At 65.2% G+C, this 18,328-nt stretch carries 21 protein-coding genes; 1 reads left to right on the forward strand and 20 read right to left on the reverse strand.

The genetic code is table 11. The annotated features are described in order from the left end of the window. Nucleotides 1-9: 9 nt before the first annotated feature. From AC07X9_RS04525 to AC07X9_RS04615, 19 genes are all read right to left on the reverse strand, one after another. Nucleotides 10-1,230 carry an MFS transporter gene (locus AC07X9_RS04525; protein WP_254908038.1) on the reverse strand — a complete coding sequence of 407 codons (1,221 nt, stop codon included), beginning with the start codon at nucleotides 1,228-1,230 and terminating at the stop codon, nucleotides 10-12. Next, entirely contained in the window at nucleotides 1,227-2,027 is an 801-nt protein-coding gene (locus tag AC07X9_RS04530) for a copper resistance protein B (RefSeq protein WP_086485937.1), read from the reverse strand. Before AC07X9_RS04530 ends, AC07X9_RS04525 begins: the two co-directional genes overlap by 4 nt. Nucleotides 2,028-2,185: 158 nt before the next feature. Further along, nucleotides 2,186-3,877, reverse strand: a complete 1,692-nt coding sequence (locus tag AC07X9_RS04535; RefSeq protein WP_086485938.1) for a copper resistance system multicopper oxidase — start codon at nucleotides 3,875-3,877, stop codon at nucleotides 2,186-2,188. A gap of 30 nt (nucleotides 3,878-3,907) precedes the next feature. Continuing rightward, on the reverse strand, nucleotides 3,908-4,933 hold the full coding sequence (gene adhP / locus AC07X9_RS04540) for an alcohol dehydrogenase AdhP (RefSeq protein WP_086485564.1): 1,026 nt from the start codon (nucleotides 4,931-4,933) through the stop codon (nucleotides 3,908-3,910). A gap of 25 nt (nucleotides 4,934-4,958) precedes the next feature. After that, nucleotides 4,959-6,479, reverse strand: a complete 1,521-nt coding sequence (locus AC07X9_RS04545; RefSeq protein WP_086485565.1) for an aldehyde dehydrogenase family protein — start codon at nucleotides 6,477-6,479, stop codon at nucleotides 4,959-4,961. A gap of 163 nt (nucleotides 6,480-6,642) precedes the next feature. Beyond that, a complete protein-coding gene (locus AC07X9_RS04550) occupies nucleotides 6,643-7,011 on the reverse strand; it encodes a hypothetical protein (protein ID WP_176342103.1) in 369 nt (122 codons plus the stop codon). A 331-nt stretch (nucleotides 7,012-7,342) separates the two neighbouring features. Continuing rightward, on the reverse strand, nucleotides 7,343-7,633 hold the full coding sequence (locus AC07X9_RS04555) for a hypothetical protein (RefSeq protein WP_086485567.1): 291 nt from the start codon (nucleotides 7,631-7,633) through the stop codon (nucleotides 7,343-7,345). 135 nt (nucleotides 7,634-7,768) lie between these two features. After that, nucleotides 7,769-8,212, reverse strand: a complete 444-nt coding sequence (locus tag AC07X9_RS04560; RefSeq protein WP_086485568.1) for a four-helix bundle copper-binding protein — start codon at nucleotides 8,210-8,212, stop codon at nucleotides 7,769-7,771. Between the two features lie 22 nt (nucleotides 8,213-8,234). Next, entirely contained in the window at nucleotides 8,235-8,669 is a 435-nt protein-coding gene (locus AC07X9_RS04565) for a DUF1622 domain-containing protein (protein ID WP_086485569.1), read from the reverse strand. After that, on the reverse strand, nucleotides 8,656-9,375 hold the full coding sequence (locus AC07X9_RS04570; RefSeq protein WP_086485570.1) for a cytochrome C: 720 nt from the start codon (nucleotides 9,373-9,375) through the stop codon (nucleotides 8,656-8,658). Before AC07X9_RS04570 ends, AC07X9_RS04565 begins: the two co-directional genes overlap by 14 nt. Then, nucleotides 9,372-10,100, reverse strand: a complete 729-nt coding sequence (locus AC07X9_RS04575) for a hypothetical protein (RefSeq protein ID WP_086485571.1) — start codon at nucleotides 10,098-10,100, stop codon at nucleotides 9,372-9,374. The genes AC07X9_RS04570 and AC07X9_RS04575 overlap by 4 nt, the downstream gene beginning before the upstream one ends. Beyond that, the gene (locus AC07X9_RS04580; RefSeq protein WP_086485572.1) at nucleotides 10,100-11,989 is read right to left on the reverse strand and encodes a 2Fe-2S iron-sulfur cluster-binding protein; all 1,890 of its coding nucleotides are present in this window, start codon (nucleotides 11,987-11,989) and stop codon (nucleotides 10,100-10,102) included. The genes AC07X9_RS04575 and AC07X9_RS04580 overlap by 1 nt, the downstream gene beginning before the upstream one ends. A gap of 20 nt (nucleotides 11,990-12,009) precedes the next feature. Next, on the reverse strand, nucleotides 12,010-12,348 hold the full coding sequence (locus tag AC07X9_RS04585; protein WP_086485573.1) for a hypothetical protein: 339 nt from the start codon (nucleotides 12,346-12,348) through the stop codon (nucleotides 12,010-12,012). Nucleotides 12,349-12,407: 59 nt separating this feature from the next. Further along, nucleotides 12,408-12,626 carry a hypothetical protein gene (locus AC07X9_RS04590; RefSeq protein WP_086485939.1) on the reverse strand — a complete coding sequence of 73 codons (219 nt, stop codon included), beginning with the start codon at nucleotides 12,624-12,626 and terminating at the stop codon, nucleotides 12,408-12,410. Between the two features lie 43 nt (nucleotides 12,627-12,669). Beyond that, nucleotides 12,670-13,101: a heavy metal-responsive transcriptional regulator gene (locus AC07X9_RS04595; protein WP_086485574.1), complete on the reverse strand. Its 432-nt coding sequence runs from the start codon at nucleotides 13,099-13,101 to the stop codon at nucleotides 12,670-12,672. Between the two features lie 172 nt (nucleotides 13,102-13,273). After that, nucleotides 13,274-13,630 (reverse strand): hypothetical protein, encoded by a 357-nt coding sequence (locus AC07X9_RS04600; protein WP_176342104.1) that lies wholly within the window; start codon nucleotides 13,628-13,630, stop codon nucleotides 13,274-13,276. Between the two features lie 89 nt (nucleotides 13,631-13,719). Continuing rightward, nucleotides 13,720-14,085 carry a hypothetical protein gene (locus AC07X9_RS04605; protein WP_176342105.1) on the reverse strand — a complete coding sequence of 122 codons (366 nt, stop codon included), beginning with the start codon at nucleotides 14,083-14,085 and terminating at the stop codon, nucleotides 13,720-13,722. Between the two features lie 173 nt (nucleotides 14,086-14,258). After that, entirely contained in the window at nucleotides 14,259-14,516 is a 258-nt protein-coding gene (locus AC07X9_RS04610) for a GH36-type glycosyl hydrolase domain-containing protein (protein ID WP_217884239.1), read from the reverse strand. Between the two features lie 208 nt (nucleotides 14,517-14,724). Then, a complete protein-coding gene (locus AC07X9_RS04615) occupies nucleotides 14,725-15,735 on the reverse strand; it encodes a 2-hydroxyacid dehydrogenase (RefSeq protein WP_086485575.1) in 1,011 nt (336 codons plus the stop codon). Between the two features lie 116 nt (nucleotides 15,736-15,851). On the opposite strand from AC07X9_RS04615, the gene AC07X9_RS04620 reads away from it, so the two are divergent. Continuing rightward, nucleotides 15,852-16,247, forward strand: a complete 396-nt coding sequence (locus AC07X9_RS04620) for a cupin domain-containing protein (protein ID WP_086485576.1) — start codon at nucleotides 15,852-15,854, stop codon at nucleotides 16,245-16,247. Between the two features lie 138 nt (nucleotides 16,248-16,385). Here AC07X9_RS04620 and AC07X9_RS04625 read toward each other — a convergent pair whose 3' ends face one another. Next, complete coding sequence (locus AC07X9_RS04625) at nucleotides 16,386-17,933, reverse strand: bifunctional aminoglycoside phosphotransferase/ATP-binding protein (RefSeq protein WP_086485577.1); 1,548 nt, start codon at nucleotides 17,931-17,933, stop codon at nucleotides 16,386-16,388. Nucleotides 17,934-18,328 lie beyond the last annotated feature (395 nt).

Here is an 18,328-nt window from a genome sequence, read left to right on the forward strand (position 1 = left end):
GATCCATTCTCATGGCTCTGCCTTTGGCCCTCTCCAGAAGAGGGGCAGAAAAAGGAGCAGAAGCAGCGCGAGGCTGCCGATGGTCCACAGGATGACGGGCTGACCTTGCGGCGATGCCACGGCGAGGGCCGATGGCCCGAGCGCCTGGCCAATGCTGGCGGCGGCATGCTGCAATCCCAGCCTGGATCCCGAAGCAACGGCGTTCCCGCCGATCCAGAAGCTGGTGACCAGACGAAGGCTCGCGGAACTCCAGCCCGCGACGAAAATGATCCCTGCCAGCGGGAGCGCGTCGTGACCCAGCGGAAATAGGAAGAGGCTCGCCGCGAGCAGGGCGAGGGTGAGGCTGGCGAGCCGCCTCGGCATGGTCAGGAGCCAGGCGACCCTTGCGAGGAACAGCTGCGCGGCGAGCATGGCGAATCCGCAAAGACTGAGCATCCAGGCGATCGTATCGCGACCCGGCGCATCCGAGCCGCGCGCTACGAGCAGGGCCACATGCATGGCCGCGAGCCCGCCCCCGCCGACCGCCGCGATGAGCAGAAGCATCGAGGTTGCAGGACGGGACGACGCTCGCGCGTGGCGGATTTCGGGACAGGCAACACAGCGGGGCGGCAGATGGGCGAGGTACAGCAGGATGGCGACGCCAGCGATGCCGAGCGCCACCATCAGCAGGGGTATGCGAGGAGTCAGGGCCGCGGAGATCTCGGCGAGCAGGGGGCCGACCATGTCTCCCAGGAAGACAAACGCGGTCAGCCAGGTGAAGCGCCTCGCCTGCTCGCCGCGCTCGAACACCGCGAAGCTCGCGGACAGCAACGCGAGCGGGATGATGGCGGCCGCCGCCATGCCCGCCATTGCGCGCAGCAGATAGAGCGCCGGCAGCGACACCGCTCCGATCGGTGCCGTCACGAATGCGAGAATGACGAGAGTGGTACGAAGCAGGACCCGATAATCCATCCGATCCGCAAGCCAACCCCAGAGCGGCGCCGTAAGCAGGGCCGCGAGCGGATGGATGGCGGTCAGGCTGGCGACGTGGAAGTCATGCACGCGGGGCGCAAGGCCGACGGCTTCGCCGTCGACCAAGGCGGGAAGGAAGGCGAGAATGGCGGTCTGGCCCGCCGCCGCGGCGGCGACGGCGAGCAGGAGCAGGATGGACGAGAGCGAATGCGGGTCCCGCCTGCGCGCGCGATGGCTGAGCCCGGCCTGCCATTTCCCCGACAGGCCCTCCGGAATCACAGCAATAGTCGGACGCCGACGACGACGCGACGCTCGACCGGGCTCTCGCTCTCCGCGCGCCGGAAGTCGGCGGTGCCGCCGAGCGCGCGTTCCCAGACGAACCCGACATAGGGTGCGATCTTCCGCGAGAGCTCGTAGCGCAGGCGTCCGCTCAGCTCGATGTTGCTGAAGCCGCCGCCCAGTTCCCGTTCGGTGGAGCGCTTGGAATAGAAGTTGCTCTCGACTTGCGGCGTCAGGATCAGGCGGTTGGTGAAGAGAATCTCGTAGGACGCCTTGGCGCGGGCCGCGAGACGGCCATCGTCGCCGACATAGCCGGTGAGCTGGACCTCGAACCAGTAGGGTGCGAGCCCCTCGACACCGGCCGCGAGCCAGGTCGTGGCACCCTTGCCGAGATCCTGGCGCACGCCCAGCAGCGTGCCCCAGAACGGGCCGCTGCTATGCCACCACATCGCCTCGACGCTGCTCTCGCGGTCGAGGCGGTCGCGCGAGTTCTTCAGGCCCTGGCTGCGCAACCAGAGCTTGTCGTTGTCGGTTCCGTTCGTGATCTGTACGGTCCAGCCAATGCCCTGGCCTTCATTGCCGGTGGCGAATTCGAGTTCGTCGATAAGGACTCTCGGGATCGAGAGTTTGTCCGACGTCTCCCAGCCAGGCAGCATCGAGTTGCGATAGCCGTTCGCATAATCGTCGGAATCGCGGGCATCTGGCGGGGCCTTGCCACCTTGCATCGCGCCCATGTCCATCTTCATTTGGTCACCGGACCTTTCCCCGGCGGACATGTCCCTGCCCTGCATGTCCATCCCGGCATGGTCCTGAGGCTCGGGCTGCGGCGCCTGTTCAGCCTCCGGAACGGTAGCATCATGCTGGTGGGCGGGCTCCTGGCCGAGCGCGGGCCTAGCGGCAATCAACAGTCCGGTGACGAGAACGAGGAGCGAGGCTCGGCCGTGCGATGGGAAGATCATGCGACCACCACCTCCCGGAACATGCCGGCCGCCATATGGTAGAGCAGATGGCAGTGGAACGCCCAGCGGCCCATCGCATCGGCGGTGACACGGAAGCTTACGCGCTGGGCGGGCTGGACGACGACCGTATGCTTGCGCACGAGGAATGCCCCATCGGCCCCTTCGACGTCGCTCCACATGCCGTGGAGATGCATCGGATGGGCCATCATCGTGTCATTGACCAGCGTGACGCGCAGGCGTTCGTTCGCCCTGAAATGCAATGGCCTGGAATCGTTGAGCTTGATGCCGTCCAGGGCCCAGATGAAGCGCTCCATATTGCCGTTGAGATGGAGCTCGATCTCGCGTTCCGGTTCGCGCGGGTCGGGATCGCCGCCTGGCGTGCGAAGGTCCGCAAGCGTGAGCACACGCCAGGCACGGCCGCGAAGACCTGCACCGGGATCGTCGAGATTGGTGCGCGGATAGTCGACGCGCATGTCTGTGTTCGCGCCATATTCGGTGCGGGCGTGGCGGGCTTTGGGGGGCATCTCCGTCATGCCATGCCCACCATGCTCGCCCCCCATCGCACTCATGGCGCCCATCATGTCGACCGGATCGAGCCAGGGCCGATCATCGAGCGGCGGCACTGCCGCGATCATGCCGGACGCCGGCGCGATCGTGCCGCGGGCATAGCCGGTCCGATCGATCGACTGGGCGAAGATCGTATGCGCCCCAGCATCGGGCATGGTGAATTCGACATCGTAGGTCTCGCCCGGTCCGATCCGGAACTCGTCGACCGTGACCGGCTCGACCGCCTGGCCGTCGGTCGAGACGACGGTGAGGCGGATGCCGGGTATTCGAACGTCGAAGAAGCTCGCCGTCCCCGCGCAGATGAAGCGCAGACGGACTCGCTCGCCGGGCGAGGCGATACCGGTCCAGTTGCCCGCCGGCGTCGTGCCGTTCATGAGATAAGTGTAAGTCGCCGCCGACACGTCGCTATAGTCGGTGGGGTTCATGCGCGAGCCGTTCCACATGGCTCGACGCTCAAGCGCCTTGCCCAATCCCAGCCTGTTCACGTCCTTGAGGAAGTCACCAGCGGTCGGCTGCGCGAAATTATAATAGCTGCTCAGCTTCTTGAGGTTGGTGAAAATCTGCAGCGGCGACTCATCCGACCAGTCGCTGAGAATCACGGGATAGTCACGGTCGGGCGCGACTGCGGAGGGCTCGCGCGGCTCGACCACGATCGCGCCATAGAGCCCGGTCTGCTCAGCAAGCGTATGGGCATGATACCAGTAGGTGCCCGTCTGGCGCAGTTCGAAGCGATAGTGGAAGGTCTCACCCGGGGCGATGCCGCCGAAGCTGATGCCCGGCACGCCGTCCATTTCAGGGGGCAGGATAATCCCGTGCCAATGGATGCTCGACATCTCCCTGAGCGCATTGCGTACCCGCAGCGTGACCGTATCGCCCTCACGGAAGCGCAGCACCGGCGCGGGCACGCTGCCGTTCACCGCCGTCGCGATACGGCGCTTGCCCGTGAAGTTGACGGGCAGTTCTGCCAGCTCGAGATCGAACTCGGTTCCGCGAAGCTCGGAGACTGACGCGGCAGTGGATCGCGCCAGCAACGCCGGGGCGAAGCCCGCGACGGCGCCGCCGAGCGCCAGCCCCTGGACGAAACGGCGCCGCGCGATCGGAAAGGCGTGAAAGGAAGTCATCGGGTCCATTGGTCTTTCGTCCGGGGGAGGTCAGGCCAGATCGAGGACGATCCGCCCCTCGATGTCGCCATGGTGCATGCGCGCGAAGACATCGTTGATGGCCTCGAGCTTCTCGGTGTGCACCGTCGCACGGACCTTGCCTTCGCCGGCGAAGGCGAGCGCCTCGACCAGGTCGAGCCGGGTGCCGACGATCGAGCCGCGAACGGTGATGCCGTTGAGCACGGTGTCGAAGATCGACAGCGGGAAATCGCCGGGCGGCAGGCCGTTCAAGGCGACCGTGCCGCCGCGCCGGACCATCCCGAGCGCCTGCTGGAACGCCTTGGGAGAAACGGCTGTCACCAGCGCGCCGTGGGCGCCGCCGATGGCCTTCTTGATGGCGGCCGAGGGATCCTGATCGCGCGCATTGACCGTCAATGCGGCACCAAGGCGCGTCGCGAGATCGAGCTTGCGATCATCGATGTCGACAGCGGCGACGTTGAGGCCCATCGCACGGGCATATTGCACCGCCATGTGCCCGAGGCCACCGATCCCGGAGACCACTACCCAGTCGCCCGGCTTCGCCTCGGTGGCCTTCAGCCCCTTATAGACCGTGACGCCCGCGCAGAGGATCGGCGCGATATCGAGGAAACCGACATTATCGGGAAGATGGCCGACATAGTTGGGATCGGCGAGGACATAGTCCGCGAAGCTGCCGTTGACCGAATAGCCGGTGTTCTGCTGGAGTTCGCACAGGGTCTCCCAGCCGCCCAGGCAGTGCACGCAGTGGCCGCAGGCGGTGTAGAGCCACGGCACGCCGACCCGGTCGCCTTCCTTGACATGGGTGACGCCGGCCCCGACCGCGGCGACGTGACCGACACCCTCGTGGCCCGGGATGAACGGCGGGTTGGGCTTCACCGGCCAATCGCCCTCGGCGGCGTGGAGATCGGTATGACAGACCCCCGTCGCCGCGATCTTGACGAGGATCTGGCCAGGGCCGACCTCGGGGATCGGCGCCTCTTCGATCACGAGCGGCTTGCCGAACTCGCGGACGACGGCCGCCTTCATGGTTTTGGCCATGGCTGCATCTCCTTCTATGAGAGTGTCAGAACAGGCCGAGCGCATGCTCGTCATAGGAGACGAGCAGGTTCTTGGTCTGCTGATAATGGTCGAGCATCATCTTATGGTTCTCGCGCCCGAAGCCCGACGCCTTGTAGCCGCCGAACGCGGCATGGGCGGGGTACTGATGGTAGCAGTTGGTCCAGACCCGGCCGGCCTCGATCGCGCGGCCGAGGCGGTAGGCGGTATTGCCGCTCCGTGTCCAGACGCCCGCGCCGAGCCCATAGGCGGTGTCGTTGGCGAGCCCGATCGCCTCCTCGACCGTCTTGAACGTCGTCACCGACAGCACCGGCCCGAAGATCTCCTCCTGGAAGATGCGCATGCTGTTCTCGCCGACGAACACGGTCGGCTGCACGAAATAACCCTGATCAAGCTCGCCGCCGGGAAGCGCCCGGGCGCCGCCGGTCAGGCATTGCGCGCCTTCGGCCTTGCCGATGTCGATATAGCCGAGGATCTTGTGGAGCTGGTCCTCGGACGCCTGGGCGCCGACCTGGACCGAGGGATCGAGCGGGTCGCCCTGACGGATCGCCGCGACGCGCGCCACGGCGCGTTCCATGAAGCGGTCGAAGATCGAGTCATGGATCAGCGCGCGCGAGGGACAGGTGCAGACCTCGCCCTTGTTGAAGGCGAACAGCGTGAAACCCTCGAGCGCCTTGTCGAAGAAGGCATCGTCCTCGTCGAGTACGTCCGCCATGAAGATGTTCGGCGATTTGCCGCCGAGTTCCATCGTCTGGGGGATGAGATGGTCGGCGGCGGCGTGCATGATCTGCTTGCCGGTGACGGTCTCGCCGGTGAAGGAGACCTTGGCGATGCGGGGATTGGCGGCGATCGCCTGGCCGACGGTGCGCCCGGGCCCAGTCACGACGTTGAGCACGCCCGGCGGCAGGATGTCGGCGGTGAGTTCGGCGAGCATCATCAGCGTGAGCGGCGTTTGGGACGCGGGCTTGATGACGGTGCAGTTGCCGGCGGCCAGCGCGGGAGCGATCTTCCAGGCCGCCATCAGCAGCGGGAAATTCCACGGGATGATCTGGCCGACGACACCGAGCGGCTCGCGGAAATGATAGGCGATCGTGTCGGCGTCGATCGTCGAGATCCCGCCCTCTTCCGCCCGGATGCAGCCCGCGAAATAGCGGAAATGATCGATGGCGAGCGGCACGTCGGCGGCGCGCGTCTCGCGGATCGGCTTGCCGTTGTCGATCGTCTCGGCGAGCGCCAGCAGCTCCAGATTGTCCTCGAGCCGATCGGCGATCCGGTTGAGCAGTCGGGCGCGTTCGGCCGGCGAGACCCTGGCCCATTGATCCTTGGCGGCGTGCGCCGCATCGAGCGCGCGCTCGACATCTTCCGGCGTCGAGAGGGCGAACTCGGCGATCAGGGCGCCGTTGATCGGGCTCGTGTCGGTGAAATATTCTCCGCCGGCGGGAGCGCTCCAGCGGCCACCGATGAAATTGTCATAGCGGTGCCGGAAAGCCGGGGCCGTGTTTATGGTCCCGATGGCCTGTTCGAACATGATCCCGCTCCTTCTGTTGCCCCCGTCAAGGGCGCCCGGGACGGCCGGCGGCGGTCGATGCCGTGGGAGGCCGTTACCCGGGTCGCCGAAGAACTGGCCCGCCGGCGGGGGGCGACGGCGGGCCTCCAGCCCCTGTGGTCGGTCTGTTATGGGGCTGGAAATCTCACATGTGGCCCATGGGCCTGTCGGCCGGCTTGTCCTTGGGCATCGGCATGCCACCCATGCAGCAGTCGTCCTTCGGCTTGTCGGACATGGCCGGCGCCTTGGGTGCGGCCGGCTTGGGCGTGCCCGATGCATGACCCGGCTTCGCGGGCTTGTTCGTGCCGGCCTGGTGGTCACTCATCATCCGGTCGTGCATCTGCTGTCCGCCATGATCCATGCCGTCCTGATGGGCGGGCGCCGTCGAGGGCGCCGGCGCCGGATGTGCCGTTGCTGGATGGGCGGGGGCCGACTGGGCCATGACCGGGCCGGCGGCGAGGGTTCCGGTCGCGAGAAGGCCGAGGGCGGCCGCGAGAAGTGTCGTCTTGTCCATGGCTTGTCTCCTGACTGCCCGCCGCCGCATTCTTCGCGTCCGGCATCGTCGACACGACAATGCCGTCGGGGCCTCGTCGTCGATATACGTAAGTTACGAATCCACCGGCGGGCCGATGAGCATTGCAGCAATCATGCAGGTTGGACCGTAGTCCAGGGTCAAGACTATTCGCGATCCTGTCCGGCCATGTTGTCTACTCGACGGTTTATGTGACGCGCGAAAGCCTGCTTTGGTGTCCTCCAAAAAAGTGGCCCACCGTGGCGTGCACGGTGGGCCAACATCTTTGCCGTTATTTGGTGGTGGCCATCGCTGAACCGGGCCTAGTCGCCTGTCAGCAGCCGCCCCGCGACATGCCCGACATCGAAGCGTCGTCCGATCCCGAGGCGCCGTGCATGGCCATCTTGTGCTCGGGCATCATCTGCGCGTGCATCTGCTCGCCGCCGTGCCGCATGCCCTGCATATGATGGGCCGCTTCGGCACTGGGGGCGGCGGTCTTGGCCTTCGGCGCCGCCGCGATGTCCGGCATGCCGGGAGGCATCTCGTCCGCCAGCACCGGTCCGGCGGCGACGGCGAGAACACCGAGCGCGGCGGCCGCGGTTACAATGATCGTCTTCTTTCGCACTATGCTATCCTTCAGTCTGTTCGTGAGTTCCGCCCGGGTGTTGCACGGTCGGTCTGTCGCTCGTTCGACCGAGCTTGCCCCGGAGATGGTGCGGCGCGGAGCGCATCAGTATACGTAATGTGCGAAGCGTCGGACTTAGCCATCCATTGCCGCCATCTCGCGGCAGCTTGCGGCGCAGTCCCTGCAGGTGGCGGAACAACGGGCCATCTGCGAGTCACCGGCATGACGCAGGCACTCCTGCGCGCATCGTTCGCACGCCTCGGCGCAGGCGCCGCACAGAATTTTGTGCAGCGGGGATTCGCGCAGCATCGAATTGGCGGTCGCCTGACACAATTCCGCGCAATCACCCAGCATGGCAAGGAGCGGCGCGGTGGCCAGCGCGCCGCCTTTCCGGCTCGCATAGGCCGCCGTCTGGAGGCACATGCGGTGCGAGGCGATGCAATCATCGATGCATTCGGTCATCGACATCGGCATCGCCATGCCCTCCATCGCATGACGCTGCGCCGCGGCCGGACGAGCCGCCGCGCCCACCGCCAGGCCGGCGCCCGCAATCAACAATTCCCGTCTCTCGATCATCATGGCTCTCCTGACTGCCTTGCCGTCACGTTATCTTCGGACCCGTGTCATCTGGCGCCATGCGTGCCTTCTCCCTGGCCATGCGTGCCTTCTCCCTGGCCATGCGGGTCTCCTCCCAGGGCCAGTGACCGTTGATCTCGACCCCGAGCGAGATGCTGAGGAAGGTGCGGACCAGAACCAGCCCCGCCAGCACGATCAGGTCCTCAAGCGTCGGGTTGATCACCAGCGACTTGACTATGTCGCCGGCGACCAGGAATTCGAGGCCCAGCAGGATGCTCCGGCCGAGCGCGGAACGAAAGGCGCTGTACGCCTGCGTGCCGTCGCCGGCGCGCGCGCGTTTCGCAAAGAGCCAGGTCGCCAGCGCGGCGCCGACAAGGATCGTTAGCGTGCCCGCAAGTTCGAGACCGATTACGGCAAGCCGGAAGAAGGCGTTCAACCAGTCCGCATCAATGGTGATCATACCAGCCTCGCCGGCGGATGTTGTTGAAGCTGTCCGTGGTGTGGCAGGCGAAGCATTGATCGACCCGCGCCTTGGAGCCGGCTGCGCGCTGCGACACCATGCTGAAATGCTCCATGAAATGGCTGGGCGGCGCCTTGTGGCATTCGGAACATTGCGTCGAGTTGACCGAGGGATGCCGGTAGTTGGAGATCTGCCAGCTTGTGGTCGTGTGGCAACTGGCACAGTCCTTCCCGAACAGGCCGAGATGCGGGTCGCGGATCGAATGACAGCTCGCGCAGTTGAGCGCCGTCTCGGGAATCATCGGAAGTGGATTTGACGGCGCCGACATGGGGCCTGCCTGCCAGACCTTCGGATCGAGCAGCGCCTCGTGATTCATACGAACGATGCCGCGATCGCCCTCATGCTCGACATGGCACGAGGTGCATTGCTTCGCCTGGGCGTGGAACTGCGTCGACTGCTTGGTGCCGAAATCCGTGCCGGCGTGGCAGGAGATACAGCTCTTGTCCTCGACACCCTTGAGCGGCGTGTGGCAGCTCGTGCACTGCGCGCCAAAGGATTGGTGTGCGGCCGACAGCGGCCCCGGCATGACGAGCCGCGCGATCGGCCCTGCGCCCGCCGGTGCGCTCGAGCGCGTCGCGACCGCGAGCACGAGCAGCGCGAGCGACGCGGAGAGGAAGAGCCAGTAGAGCAGCTTGCCGCGTGTCATAGCCAGCGTAGCCCAAAGTAGATCGCGGCGCCGATGTGGAGCAGCAGCAGGCCATAGACGAGGCTTCCCACGAGGATGTGCAGCCACCGCCAGCGCTTGAAGAGCCGGTTCGTCGCCTCTTCGGCGCGGATCGCGAACTCGGTGTCGGCGAGCGCCGCCGCGATGTCCTCGGCCTCCTCGGGCATCGCCGGAACGGGCGGCTCCGCGGACACGAAGAACAGGCGCTTCCAGCGCGAGAGTGGTGCGCCCGGCATGCGCTGCGCGGCGGCGGGCGCGGGCAGGTGCAGGAAGGCCGACTGGAGCGAGGCAAGTTCCGAGCGGCGCCCGCGCAGCGCCTTGGCGGCCTGCGCCAGCAAATAGCGGCCGACGAAGCCGGTGAGGACGGTCAGCAGCAGCAGCCCCGTCAGCAGGATGCCGACCGGGCTGGCGAACTTGTGTGCGGCGTGGATGAGCCCGAGTATGGGCGCGAGGACGCCGGCATAGACATGCACGGCCAACAGTGTTGGCTTGCTGACGAACCGGGTCAGCTGGCGATCGGCCCATGACCAGTGCTTGGCGGCGACATAGGGGAGCGTCAGGAGCATGAACAGCACGGCGGCGATGCCGATGATGCCGCCCGCGGCGCTGCCGGGGAAGCGCGGCGCGACATGCAGCACATAACCGAGCGGGAAGAGCAGGAGGAAACCGACCAGCAGGCCGACGAGCAGATCGCCGCGCTCGCGCATCAGGCTTCCACCACGAGCGGCTGCCCGGTGCTCTTCGCCTGGCAGGCGAGGACATAGCCCTTGGCCTTGTCCTCGGGCGCCAGGCCGGTCTCGACCTCCATGGTGACCTCGCCCGAGATCAGCCGGGTCACGCAGACCCCGCACTCACCCGAGCGGCAGGCATAGGGAATCTCGACGCCGGCCCCTTCGGCGGCTTCGAGAACGGTCTGGTCCGCCGGCAGTGCGGCCGAGACTCCGGCGACCGAAAAGGTGATCGTGGTGGCCGCGACGGATGGCGCCGCTGTCGGAGTTCGTTCTGCGGCTGCCGCCGGAGACTTGACTTCAAGCGTTTCCGGCTCGGTCGGCAGCGAGGCAGGACCGAAGGCTTCGGTATGAAGCTGGGCTTCGGGCACGCCCAGTTCGGCCAGTTCCTGGCGCATCGCCGCCATCATGCCCGGCGGGCCGCACATATGGATGCGGCGGTGCGCGATGTCGGGAACCGCATCGACCAGCATCTGCCGTGTGATCGGACCCTCGGGGCCGAGCCACACCGTCCCTGGCGCGCGCTGCATCGCGGCGAGGACATGCAGGTTGGCGAAGCGGCGTTCGAGCCGCTCGAGTTCGTCGCGGAAGACGAACTCCTCGGTCGAGCGCGCACCGTAAAGAAAGAAGATCTCACCCTGCCAGGCAGTGTCGGTGAGGTAGCGCAGCACCGACATCATCGGCGTGATCCCGACGCCGCCAGCGATGAGCACGATGCTCTCGGCATCGGTTCCGGTGAAGGTGAAGGCGCCGAAAGGGCCGGTGATCTTGAGCAGGTCGCCGACCGACACTTGGTCGTGCAGATGGCGCGAGACGACACCCTGTTCCTCGCGCTTCACGGTGAGCTCGACATGGGCGCGTTGCGTCGGCGACGAAGCGATCGTGTAGGACCTGCGCGCCGCCTTGCCGCCGTCCGGCTCGACCTCGACCTGCAAGAACTGGCCGGGAAGGAAATCGAACGGCAGGCGGTCGGCCGCCGGATCGGCGAGGCGGAAAGTCTGAACTGTCGGAGTCTCGCGCACGATCTGGACGACACGGAGTTGGCCGGACCAGCTTTTCGGCTTGCGCAGAGACGCGCCCGCCGCCGGCGCGGAATTGCTGGGGGCGAGGGCGTCGGGGCCAGTCGCGGAAGCCGGCGCAACCCTGGGCGAGACCGGGGCCGGAATGGCCGGCGCGGCTCCGAGCGCCGGCGTCGCTGGCGCACCTGCGCCGACGATCTTCCGGATCCGGCGCAGCCGCGCGAGCTGAAGCGCGATGAGTGTGGCGCTGACCAGCGCCAGCACGAACATCAGCATGAAATGCGACGGTGAGACGCCCAACCACCGCGCCGGCATCTCGTGCGGTAGCGGGCCGAGGCCCATCCGCTCGCGGAACCACGAGACGGCGGTGTGCTCGGGAGGCCGTTCGCCATCGAGCGCGGCGAGCGCGGTGGAGCCGCTACGGAATAAGTCGGCACCCTCGCGCATCCGCCAGGCCGCCTCGGTCCGCGTTCCGGCATCAGCCGAGCGGGCGGCGGTCGACGCCTCGCCGATCAGGGCGAGCCCCTGCTCGACACGTTCGCGCGCCTGCCGGGCGATCCGGTTGCGATCGTCCGCGCCGAGCGTGGGCACAAGCAACTGGGACATGAAGGGGCCCGTCTTCCGGCCATGCTCGCCGGCTTCGCCCATCATCTCGCCCATCATCGCGTCCATGCCGGACCCGTTCGCAGGCGTCGACGGCGCCATGGGGTCGCCGCCGGCCATGGACGACGCCGCGCCGCCATGATGCGCGGCATGGTCTTCGCCTTCCTGAGCGCTCGCGATGGTGGACAGTCCCAGCGCGAGCGCCGCGCAAAGGCTCAGGCCGCGCAGGCCGATCGCATTCAGCATCCCGGATCCCCGTACGATTTTTACATGTCTTTCATCGGGGTCGCCTGGTTCATCGGCGCCGGGTCGGTCGCCGGAGCGCCCTGGTTCATGCCGCCCTGGCGCATTGCGTCATGGTCCATTTCCTGGCGATGATGGCGTTCCATCTGCTCTTTGTCTTTCATGGCATCGTGCATCGCATTGTCGCTTGTGTCCGCCTCGGGCACCGCGCCGCCCGAGCCATCGGTCGCGAGGTTGGAGGGCGCCGCGGAATCGGTCGCGGCGGGCACGGTCTCGTCCTTCTTGCTGCCGCAACCGGCGAGCATAAGCGCGCCGGCCAGCGCGGCGGTGAAGGGCAAAACGGATTTCGAAATGCTGTTCATGATCCTCTATCCTCTTTCATTGAAAAAAACCGGGTGGCGCGGAGCCACCCGGGACGTCGTCATTTGCTGTCGCCGAGAATCCGGCGGCAACGGTCGTGCGACAGGTTCATCGGGTTGAGCCCCTGCTGCTTCATCTCGCCATGATCGTGCGGACTCTGGAGGCCCATCTTTCCCTCCATCGTCCGGCAGCTGTCGATCTCGGCCGTTGTCGGCGGCGTGGTTGCGCAGGCGGCAAGGAACAGGGCCGGTACCGCTGCAATGATGATACGTGTCTTCATGATCACTCCCTCTTGCTTGGTGGTTGTCGCTCTCCCGCGGTTGTCATGTGTGTGCTTCGGTTCGGCGCGAATCATGCCGCGTCGAAAGGAAGGTCAGAATGGGACAGTCGGTCACCGGAACATCGACCGGGCAATCATCGGCGAGCGCGCGGAGAACATCGCGGATGTCGGTGAGCCGCTCGATGCGGGCTTCCGCCTCGCGGATTTTCTCGAGCGTGATATCGAGCACCGCGGATGCCTTCGCGGTATCGGAGGCTTTGAGCGCGAGAAGCTCGCTCGTCTCGGCGAGCGTGAAGCCCAGCCATTGCGCGGAGCGGATGAAGTTGAGACGCAGGAGATCCACATCTCCATAGAGCCGGTAGCCGGCGCTGGTGCGGTCCGGCGTGGGCAGGAGACCGGTCCGCTCATAGTAGCGGATCGTATCGCGCCCGACGCCGGCGGCCGCGGCAAGCTCGCCGATCTTAAAGGCCGTCATGACAACGCGGCGCCTCCGCGCACCGGATCAGGGTTTCGGGTCGGGACGCAACGCGGTTCGATCCTCGCCCGGTCGGCAAGCCGCGTGCTGCCTCGCGGTTGCCGCCATCTCCGCCCTGCGGTCGTGCAGGTTGACGCAGGGCGGAACGGCATGAGAGAACGCGAAACCACGTTTAATTCCTGCGCAGCTCGACGATGTCGTGCTTGGTAGGCTTGCCGTCGGTCACGCTGACGTGGGCGAAATGATCGTCATAGATGTGATCGATCCTGACATGCCCGACCGCCTGCCTGCGAAAGGCGGGACCAGTGCCCTTGTACGAGCTGCCGGCTACGGGCACGTTGCGGTAGACTTCGAGAACCTGCCCGACCTCGGCGCCATCGGCCTTGCCGATGCAGACGACGGGACCAGTGTCGTCGCTGCCGACGATTGATCCACGCATGAGCCAGGTATGGCCGATGCCCTGGGCGGTGGCGGGTACGGTCGAGAACAGGGCCAACCCTGCCGCCGCCGCAAACATGAGTGCTTTCATGGAGAGCTCCTTCATCTTTCTAGTGGGCGCCAATCGCCTCTTATCGACGGTCGCCCGCCGAAGCGGCCGTCTCGCGCTGCGATGCTGTGTCAGTTGCCGCGACGCAGCTCGACGATGTCGTGCTTGGCCGGCTTGCCTTCCGTGACGCTGACATGGGCGAAGTGATCGTCGTAGATGTGATCGATCGTCACCTGGCCGATGCGCTGGCGATGGAAGGGCGCGACATTGCCCTTGGACGAAGCCGGGCCGGGGTGCTGCACGACGCGGTAGACTTCGAGGGTCTGCCCGACCTCGGCGCCGTCGGCCTTGCCGATGCAGACGACAGTGCCGCTGGCGCTTGTGTCGACGATCGAACCCCGCATGAAGAAGGTATGGCCGATGCCTTGCGCAAACACGGGGGTGGCGCCGAGCATTGCTATGCCAGCGAGCGCCGCCATGACGGATTTCTTGATCATTTCCCAACTCCTGGGTTCGTGTGACCGCCGCTCGTTTCTTCGACGGAAAGACGTTGTTCTTCGTGGTCAGGACTATGGCCCTACGTCCCGGGTCGGAATACGTAGAGTCCGAAGCGCCGGAAGGGGGGCGCATCCAGGCAGTAGGGGATACCGCGGAAAGCCGGAAAGCCTGACTACGCCCCAAAGCCGTTAGCCGTCGCGGCCGCACCAGTGTACCAGGTCCAGCCGCCGCGCCCCAGATGCTGCGGCACACCCGCAATGTCCGCGGCGACGACGTAAGGTTCGGTCCGATAATATTCCGCAGATTCGCGCATCGATGCGTGCCGGATCGGGTTGATCCAGTCGAACAGGGACTTGGCGCAGTCGCCATCACGGTTGCGCGCAACCGCAATGGCAAGCCAGGCTGCTGCATGAGGTGTATTGGCCGTCACTCTCACGGATGCCGGGGGAATAGGCCTTGATATAGCCCGGGTCGCGCGGAATTCGGTCGAATGGGGGAGCGAGGAGCCGGACAAGGTTGTCGTCGTTCCGGGAGGACGGCCTGCGCAATCCCGAGACCTGCGCGATCTCGAGCTTGCGCACAGCGGCTTTCTGAGATCCCGTGCGGAGCCCTGGCTGGGGAGCTTAACCTATGTGTCCTCAGGTGAGCAGTTCGGTGCCGATCTGGTACTCGGCCTGTCCGGTCGTCTCGAAAGTCGAGATATTCCGGATCGTCGTTTCGGCGATCGCGCTGAGGGCCTCGCGGGTAAAGAACGCCTGGTGCCCGGTGATGAGGACGTTGGGGAAGGTCAGGAGCCGGGCGAAGACATCGTCCTGCAGCATCTCGTCGGAGAGATCGCGAAAGAAAAGATCCCCTTCCTCTTCGTAGACGTCGAGACCCAATGATCCGATCTTCCCCGATTTGAGGCCTTCAATAACCGCTTTTGTATCGATTACGGCTCCACGGCTCGTGTTGATGAGCATCGCGCCAGGCCGGATCAACTGCAACGCTTGCCCATTAATCAGATGATGGGTTTGCGGCGTGAGCGGGCAATGGATGGAAATGACGTCGGCCTGCTGCAGAAGCTCCGGGAACGTGACATACTCGACGCCTGAAGCGACAAGGTCGGCATCGGGCGAGGGGTCGAAAGCGAGAATCCGGCACCCGAAGCCCCCGAGGATACGCGTCACGGTCGCGCCGATCTTGCCGGTACCGACGATCCCAACCGTCCGCTTGCCCAGATCGAAGCCGAGCAGACCGTCCAGAGCGAAATTCCCCTCGCGCACCCGAACATAGGCCCGGTGTAGCTTTCGATTGAGCGACAAGATCAGCGCGATCGTATGTTCCGCGATCGCTTCGGGTGAATAGGACGGCACGCGTGCGACCGCTATTCCAAGGGCTTCGGCTGCTTCGAGGTCGACATGGTTGAAGCCTGCGCTTCGCAGCGCGACCAGCCTTGTGCCCTGTTCGCGGAGCGATGCTAGTACCGTTCGATCGAGACGGTCGTTCACGAAGACACAGATCGCTGTCGCTCCCTTCGCCAGCGCGGCGGTCTGCTTGGACAGGCCCGCTTCAATAAAGTGCAGTACATGCGGCGCCCCGGCGGCCGAATTGGCTATGTCGAGGAATTCGCGGTCGTAGCCGCGCGTGCTGAAAACCGTCACATCCACAGCGCACTTCTCCCTGTCCTGGCGAGCACCGTCACTAAGTAACATCCCGGAAAGACGGGTGGACGGGTTCGCGGCAGAAAGCGGCACCAACCGCCAGGTAAGCCAAGGACGCCGCCATGAAGGGCTTTATCGGAGATATCGAGTCCCTCACCGAGGAGAACCGTAATTTCCGTCGGGTGCTCTATACTGGGCGCAACCTCCAACTCGTTCTCATGGCGCTGAAGCCGGGTGAGGAGATTGGGCTCGAGGTCCATGATGATCGTGACCAATTCTTCCGCGTCGAAAACGGCAAGGGCGAGGTCCTCATCGACGGTGTCAGCACACCGATCAAAGGCGATGACGGGATCATCGTGCCGGCTGGCGCCCAGCACAATATCATCAACACCGGCGACGAGTTGCTCCAACTCTACACGATCTATGGGCCGCCCGAACATATCGATGGGACTGTCCACCCAACCAAGGTGGATGCTGAAGCAGCGCATGAGCATTTCGACGGCCGGACCACCGAATAGGAGCGCAACGCATTAGGGCTTTCCGGCTGGCTCCGAGGCCGTGACCCGAGTGCCTTGGACGACATGCCTACGCCTTTCCCTGGCCCGGCTTTCGGCGGGGCTCTCCTTGGTTCGGATTCGCGTAGGGGACGACCCCGCTTATGCCACGGCCAAGGCTGATCGAACCCGGTCGGCGATGACCCCACGGTCGCCTTCGGCGCTTACCCGCCGCCAATCCATTGCGCCCAGATCGTAGTGGGCCTGCAAGCCGGCAACAGCCACATCCGCGTCCGACGCATCGTTCACCCGTGCAGCAATCCGTGCTTTTAACACCTCGGACGGGGCATCGAGCCAGATGCCGGCGAATGGAACGTTTTTCTGAGCAGCGACCTGAGCGATCGCCCGTCGTTCGTCAGGTCTCGCATAGACAGCATCGACGATCAGCGATCGTCCCTCGTTCAGCGCCAGCTGCGCTAACCTCTCCAATTCGGCGTAGACCGCCGCGCTCGCAGACGTTGAATAGGCCTCCTTGGAAAGCGGGGTCTCTGGCGGAAGGCCTGCCAACCGTTTGCGCAAGACATCGGACCGTAGGATCCGCGCCCCAGGCGCGCTCCCGACACCATAGGCAACGAGCCTCGCGATCGTCGATTTTCCTGTCCCGGATAGCCCCCCTATTGCAACCAGACGGGTCGGACCGGGTGCGAGCAACTCGTGGGCCAGACTCAGATATTGCTCGGCCTTTTTGCGAAGTGCGCTCGATGGGTCGCCGTTTGCCTGTGCTGCCGCCACATGAGCCCGAACGGCGGCGCGGATGGAAAGGAACAGGGGGATGAGGACCACTGCGTCTTCATCCTCTGGTGAGACGTCTAGGTAGCGGTTGAAGAGCATATTGGCCTCGACCCGGCAGCCTTTCGCCCACAGGTCCATCAAGAGGAACGCCAAGTCGTACAGCACGTCGATCGTCGCGAGGACGGCGCTGAATTCGAGGCAATCGAACAGGACAGGTTCGTCATCGATCATGGCAATGTTGGCTAGATGCAGATCGCCGTGGGCATGCCTGACGCGACCGGCCGCGGCGCGTATATCGAGCAACCGGGCGTGCCGTTCGGCCAAGACCTGTTGCCGCTGGATCAAACGGCCTGCGCTATCCGGAGGCAGTATCTCGGGATAGGTGGCCATGCTCTCCCGATTTCCCGCGATAACGGCTTCAATGCGCTCGCGGCCCGAGCGTGACCGGACCTGTTCGGCGCTATCGTGAAACGACTTTATCCTGTCCGTCAATCGCAGGACCAGAGGTTCCGTGAGCGCGCCGCGCGCGGCGACTTGCTCAAGCAGCGCATCGTCGGGAAAGCGGCGCATTTCCAGGAGCCAATCGATCGGTTCTCCGTCATCGCCGAAGTTTAATAGGCCATCGTCATTTCGCCGAATCGGCCGAACTGCAAGATATAGGTCTGGCGCGGTCCGGCGATTGAGCAAAAGCTCCTTCTCCAGTGTCAGGCGGCGCTTTTCGGGGCTGGAAAAGTCGAGATAGCCGAACCTGACGGACCGCTTGAGCTTCCAGGCGCGATCGCCTGCAAGGAAAATGCGAGCGGCATGCGTATCGATCCGGCGCGGTTCGTCGTCGAGGCAAAGCGTCCCCGGCGCCTCGAGATATGCGATCACTTCGGCTTGTGGATCATTCGACGCGACTGGCGCGGGCGGGGTCATCTAGGTCATTCCAATTCACGATGCCGGACCGGCCTGACGCATTGGGCCCGAAGGTATCGCAGGCTTGGTACCTTGATGCCAGCATTCGGCCTGGACAGCGATGGCACGTATCCTGCGGAAAGGGACTCGAGGGCCAGACCGCTGGCGGGGGGTGGGAGCGATCGACGTCTTGAACGACGTTCAAACATTCGGCCCTCGAGTGCATCAAGGGTTAGGCGCTCGTCCGGGTCGCCTCTATCCGGGAATTTACTAAGGTCGCGACATGGCGTCGACACGGCCTGCCCCGCTTCTGTGACCCGCTACGTAACTTACCCAATTCACGAGAGCCTGCCTGCCGCGACAGAATTGTGCTGATGGAGGACTGCATGCTCGAAGCCGGGCGCAGATTACGGAGC

The organism is Sphingobium sp. GW456-12-10-14-TSB1 (genome assembly GCF_059424385.1).

Coding starts and splice junctions, on each gene's coding strand:
- AC07X9_RS04530 (WP_086485937.1), bottom strand. CDS start 2,027: ATGGACATGCAGGGCAGGGACATGTCCGCCGGGGAAAGGTCCGGTGAC.
- AC07X9_RS04535 (WP_086485938.1), bottom strand. CDS start 3,877: ATGACTTCCTTTCACGCCTTTCCGATCGCGCGGCGCCGTTTCGTCCAG.
- adhP (WP_086485564.1), bottom strand. CDS start 4,933: ATGGCCAAAACCATGAAGGCGGCCGTCGTCCGCGAGTTCGGCAAGCCG.
- AC07X9_RS04545 (WP_086485565.1), bottom strand. CDS start 6,479: ATGTTCGAACAGGCCATCGGGACCATAAACACGGCCCCGGCTTTCCGG.
- AC07X9_RS04550 (WP_176342103.1), bottom strand. CDS start 7,011: ATGGACAAGACGACACTTCTCGCGGCCGCCCTCGGCCTTCTCGCGACC.
- AC07X9_RS04560 (WP_086485568.1), bottom strand. CDS start 8,212: ATGATGATCGAGAGACGGGAATTGTTGATTGCGGGCGCCGGCCTGGCG.
- AC07X9_RS04565 (WP_086485569.1), bottom strand. CDS start 8,669: ATGATCACCATTGATGCGGACTGGTTGAACGCCTTCTTCCGGCTTGCC.
- AC07X9_RS04570 (WP_086485570.1), bottom strand. CDS start 9,375: ATGACACGCGGCAAGCTGCTCTACTGGCTCTTCCTCTCCGCGTCGCTC.
- AC07X9_RS04575 (WP_086485571.1), bottom strand. CDS start 10,100: ATGCGCGAGCGCGGCGATCTGCTCGTCGGCCTGCTGGTCGGTTTCCTC.
- AC07X9_RS04580 (WP_086485572.1), bottom strand. CDS start 11,989: ATGCTGAATGCGATCGGCCTGCGCGGCCTGAGCCTTTGCGCGGCGCTC.
- AC07X9_RS04585 (WP_086485573.1), bottom strand. CDS start 12,348: ATGAACAGCATTTCGAAATCCGTTTTGCCCTTCACCGCCGCGCTGGCC.
- AC07X9_RS04590 (WP_086485939.1), bottom strand. CDS start 12,626: ATGAAGACACGTATCATCATTGCAGCGGTACCGGCCCTGTTCCTTGCC.
- AC07X9_RS04595 (WP_086485574.1), bottom strand. CDS start 13,101: ATGACGGCCTTTAAGATCGGCGAGCTTGCCGCGGCCGCCGGCGTCGGG.
- AC07X9_RS04600 (WP_176342104.1), bottom strand. CDS start 13,630: ATGAAAGCACTCATGTTTGCGGCGGCGGCAGGGTTGGCCCTGTTCTCG.
- AC07X9_RS04605 (WP_176342105.1), bottom strand. CDS start 14,085: ATGATCAAGAAATCCGTCATGGCGGCGCTCGCTGGCATAGCAATGCTC.
- AC07X9_RS04620 (WP_086485576.1), top strand. CDS start 15,852: ATGAAGGGCTTTATCGGAGATATCGAGTCCCTCACCGAGGAGAACCGT.
- AC07X9_RS04625 (WP_086485577.1), bottom strand. CDS start 17,933: ATGACCCCGCCCGCGCCAGTCGCGTCGAATGATCCACAAGCCGAAGTG.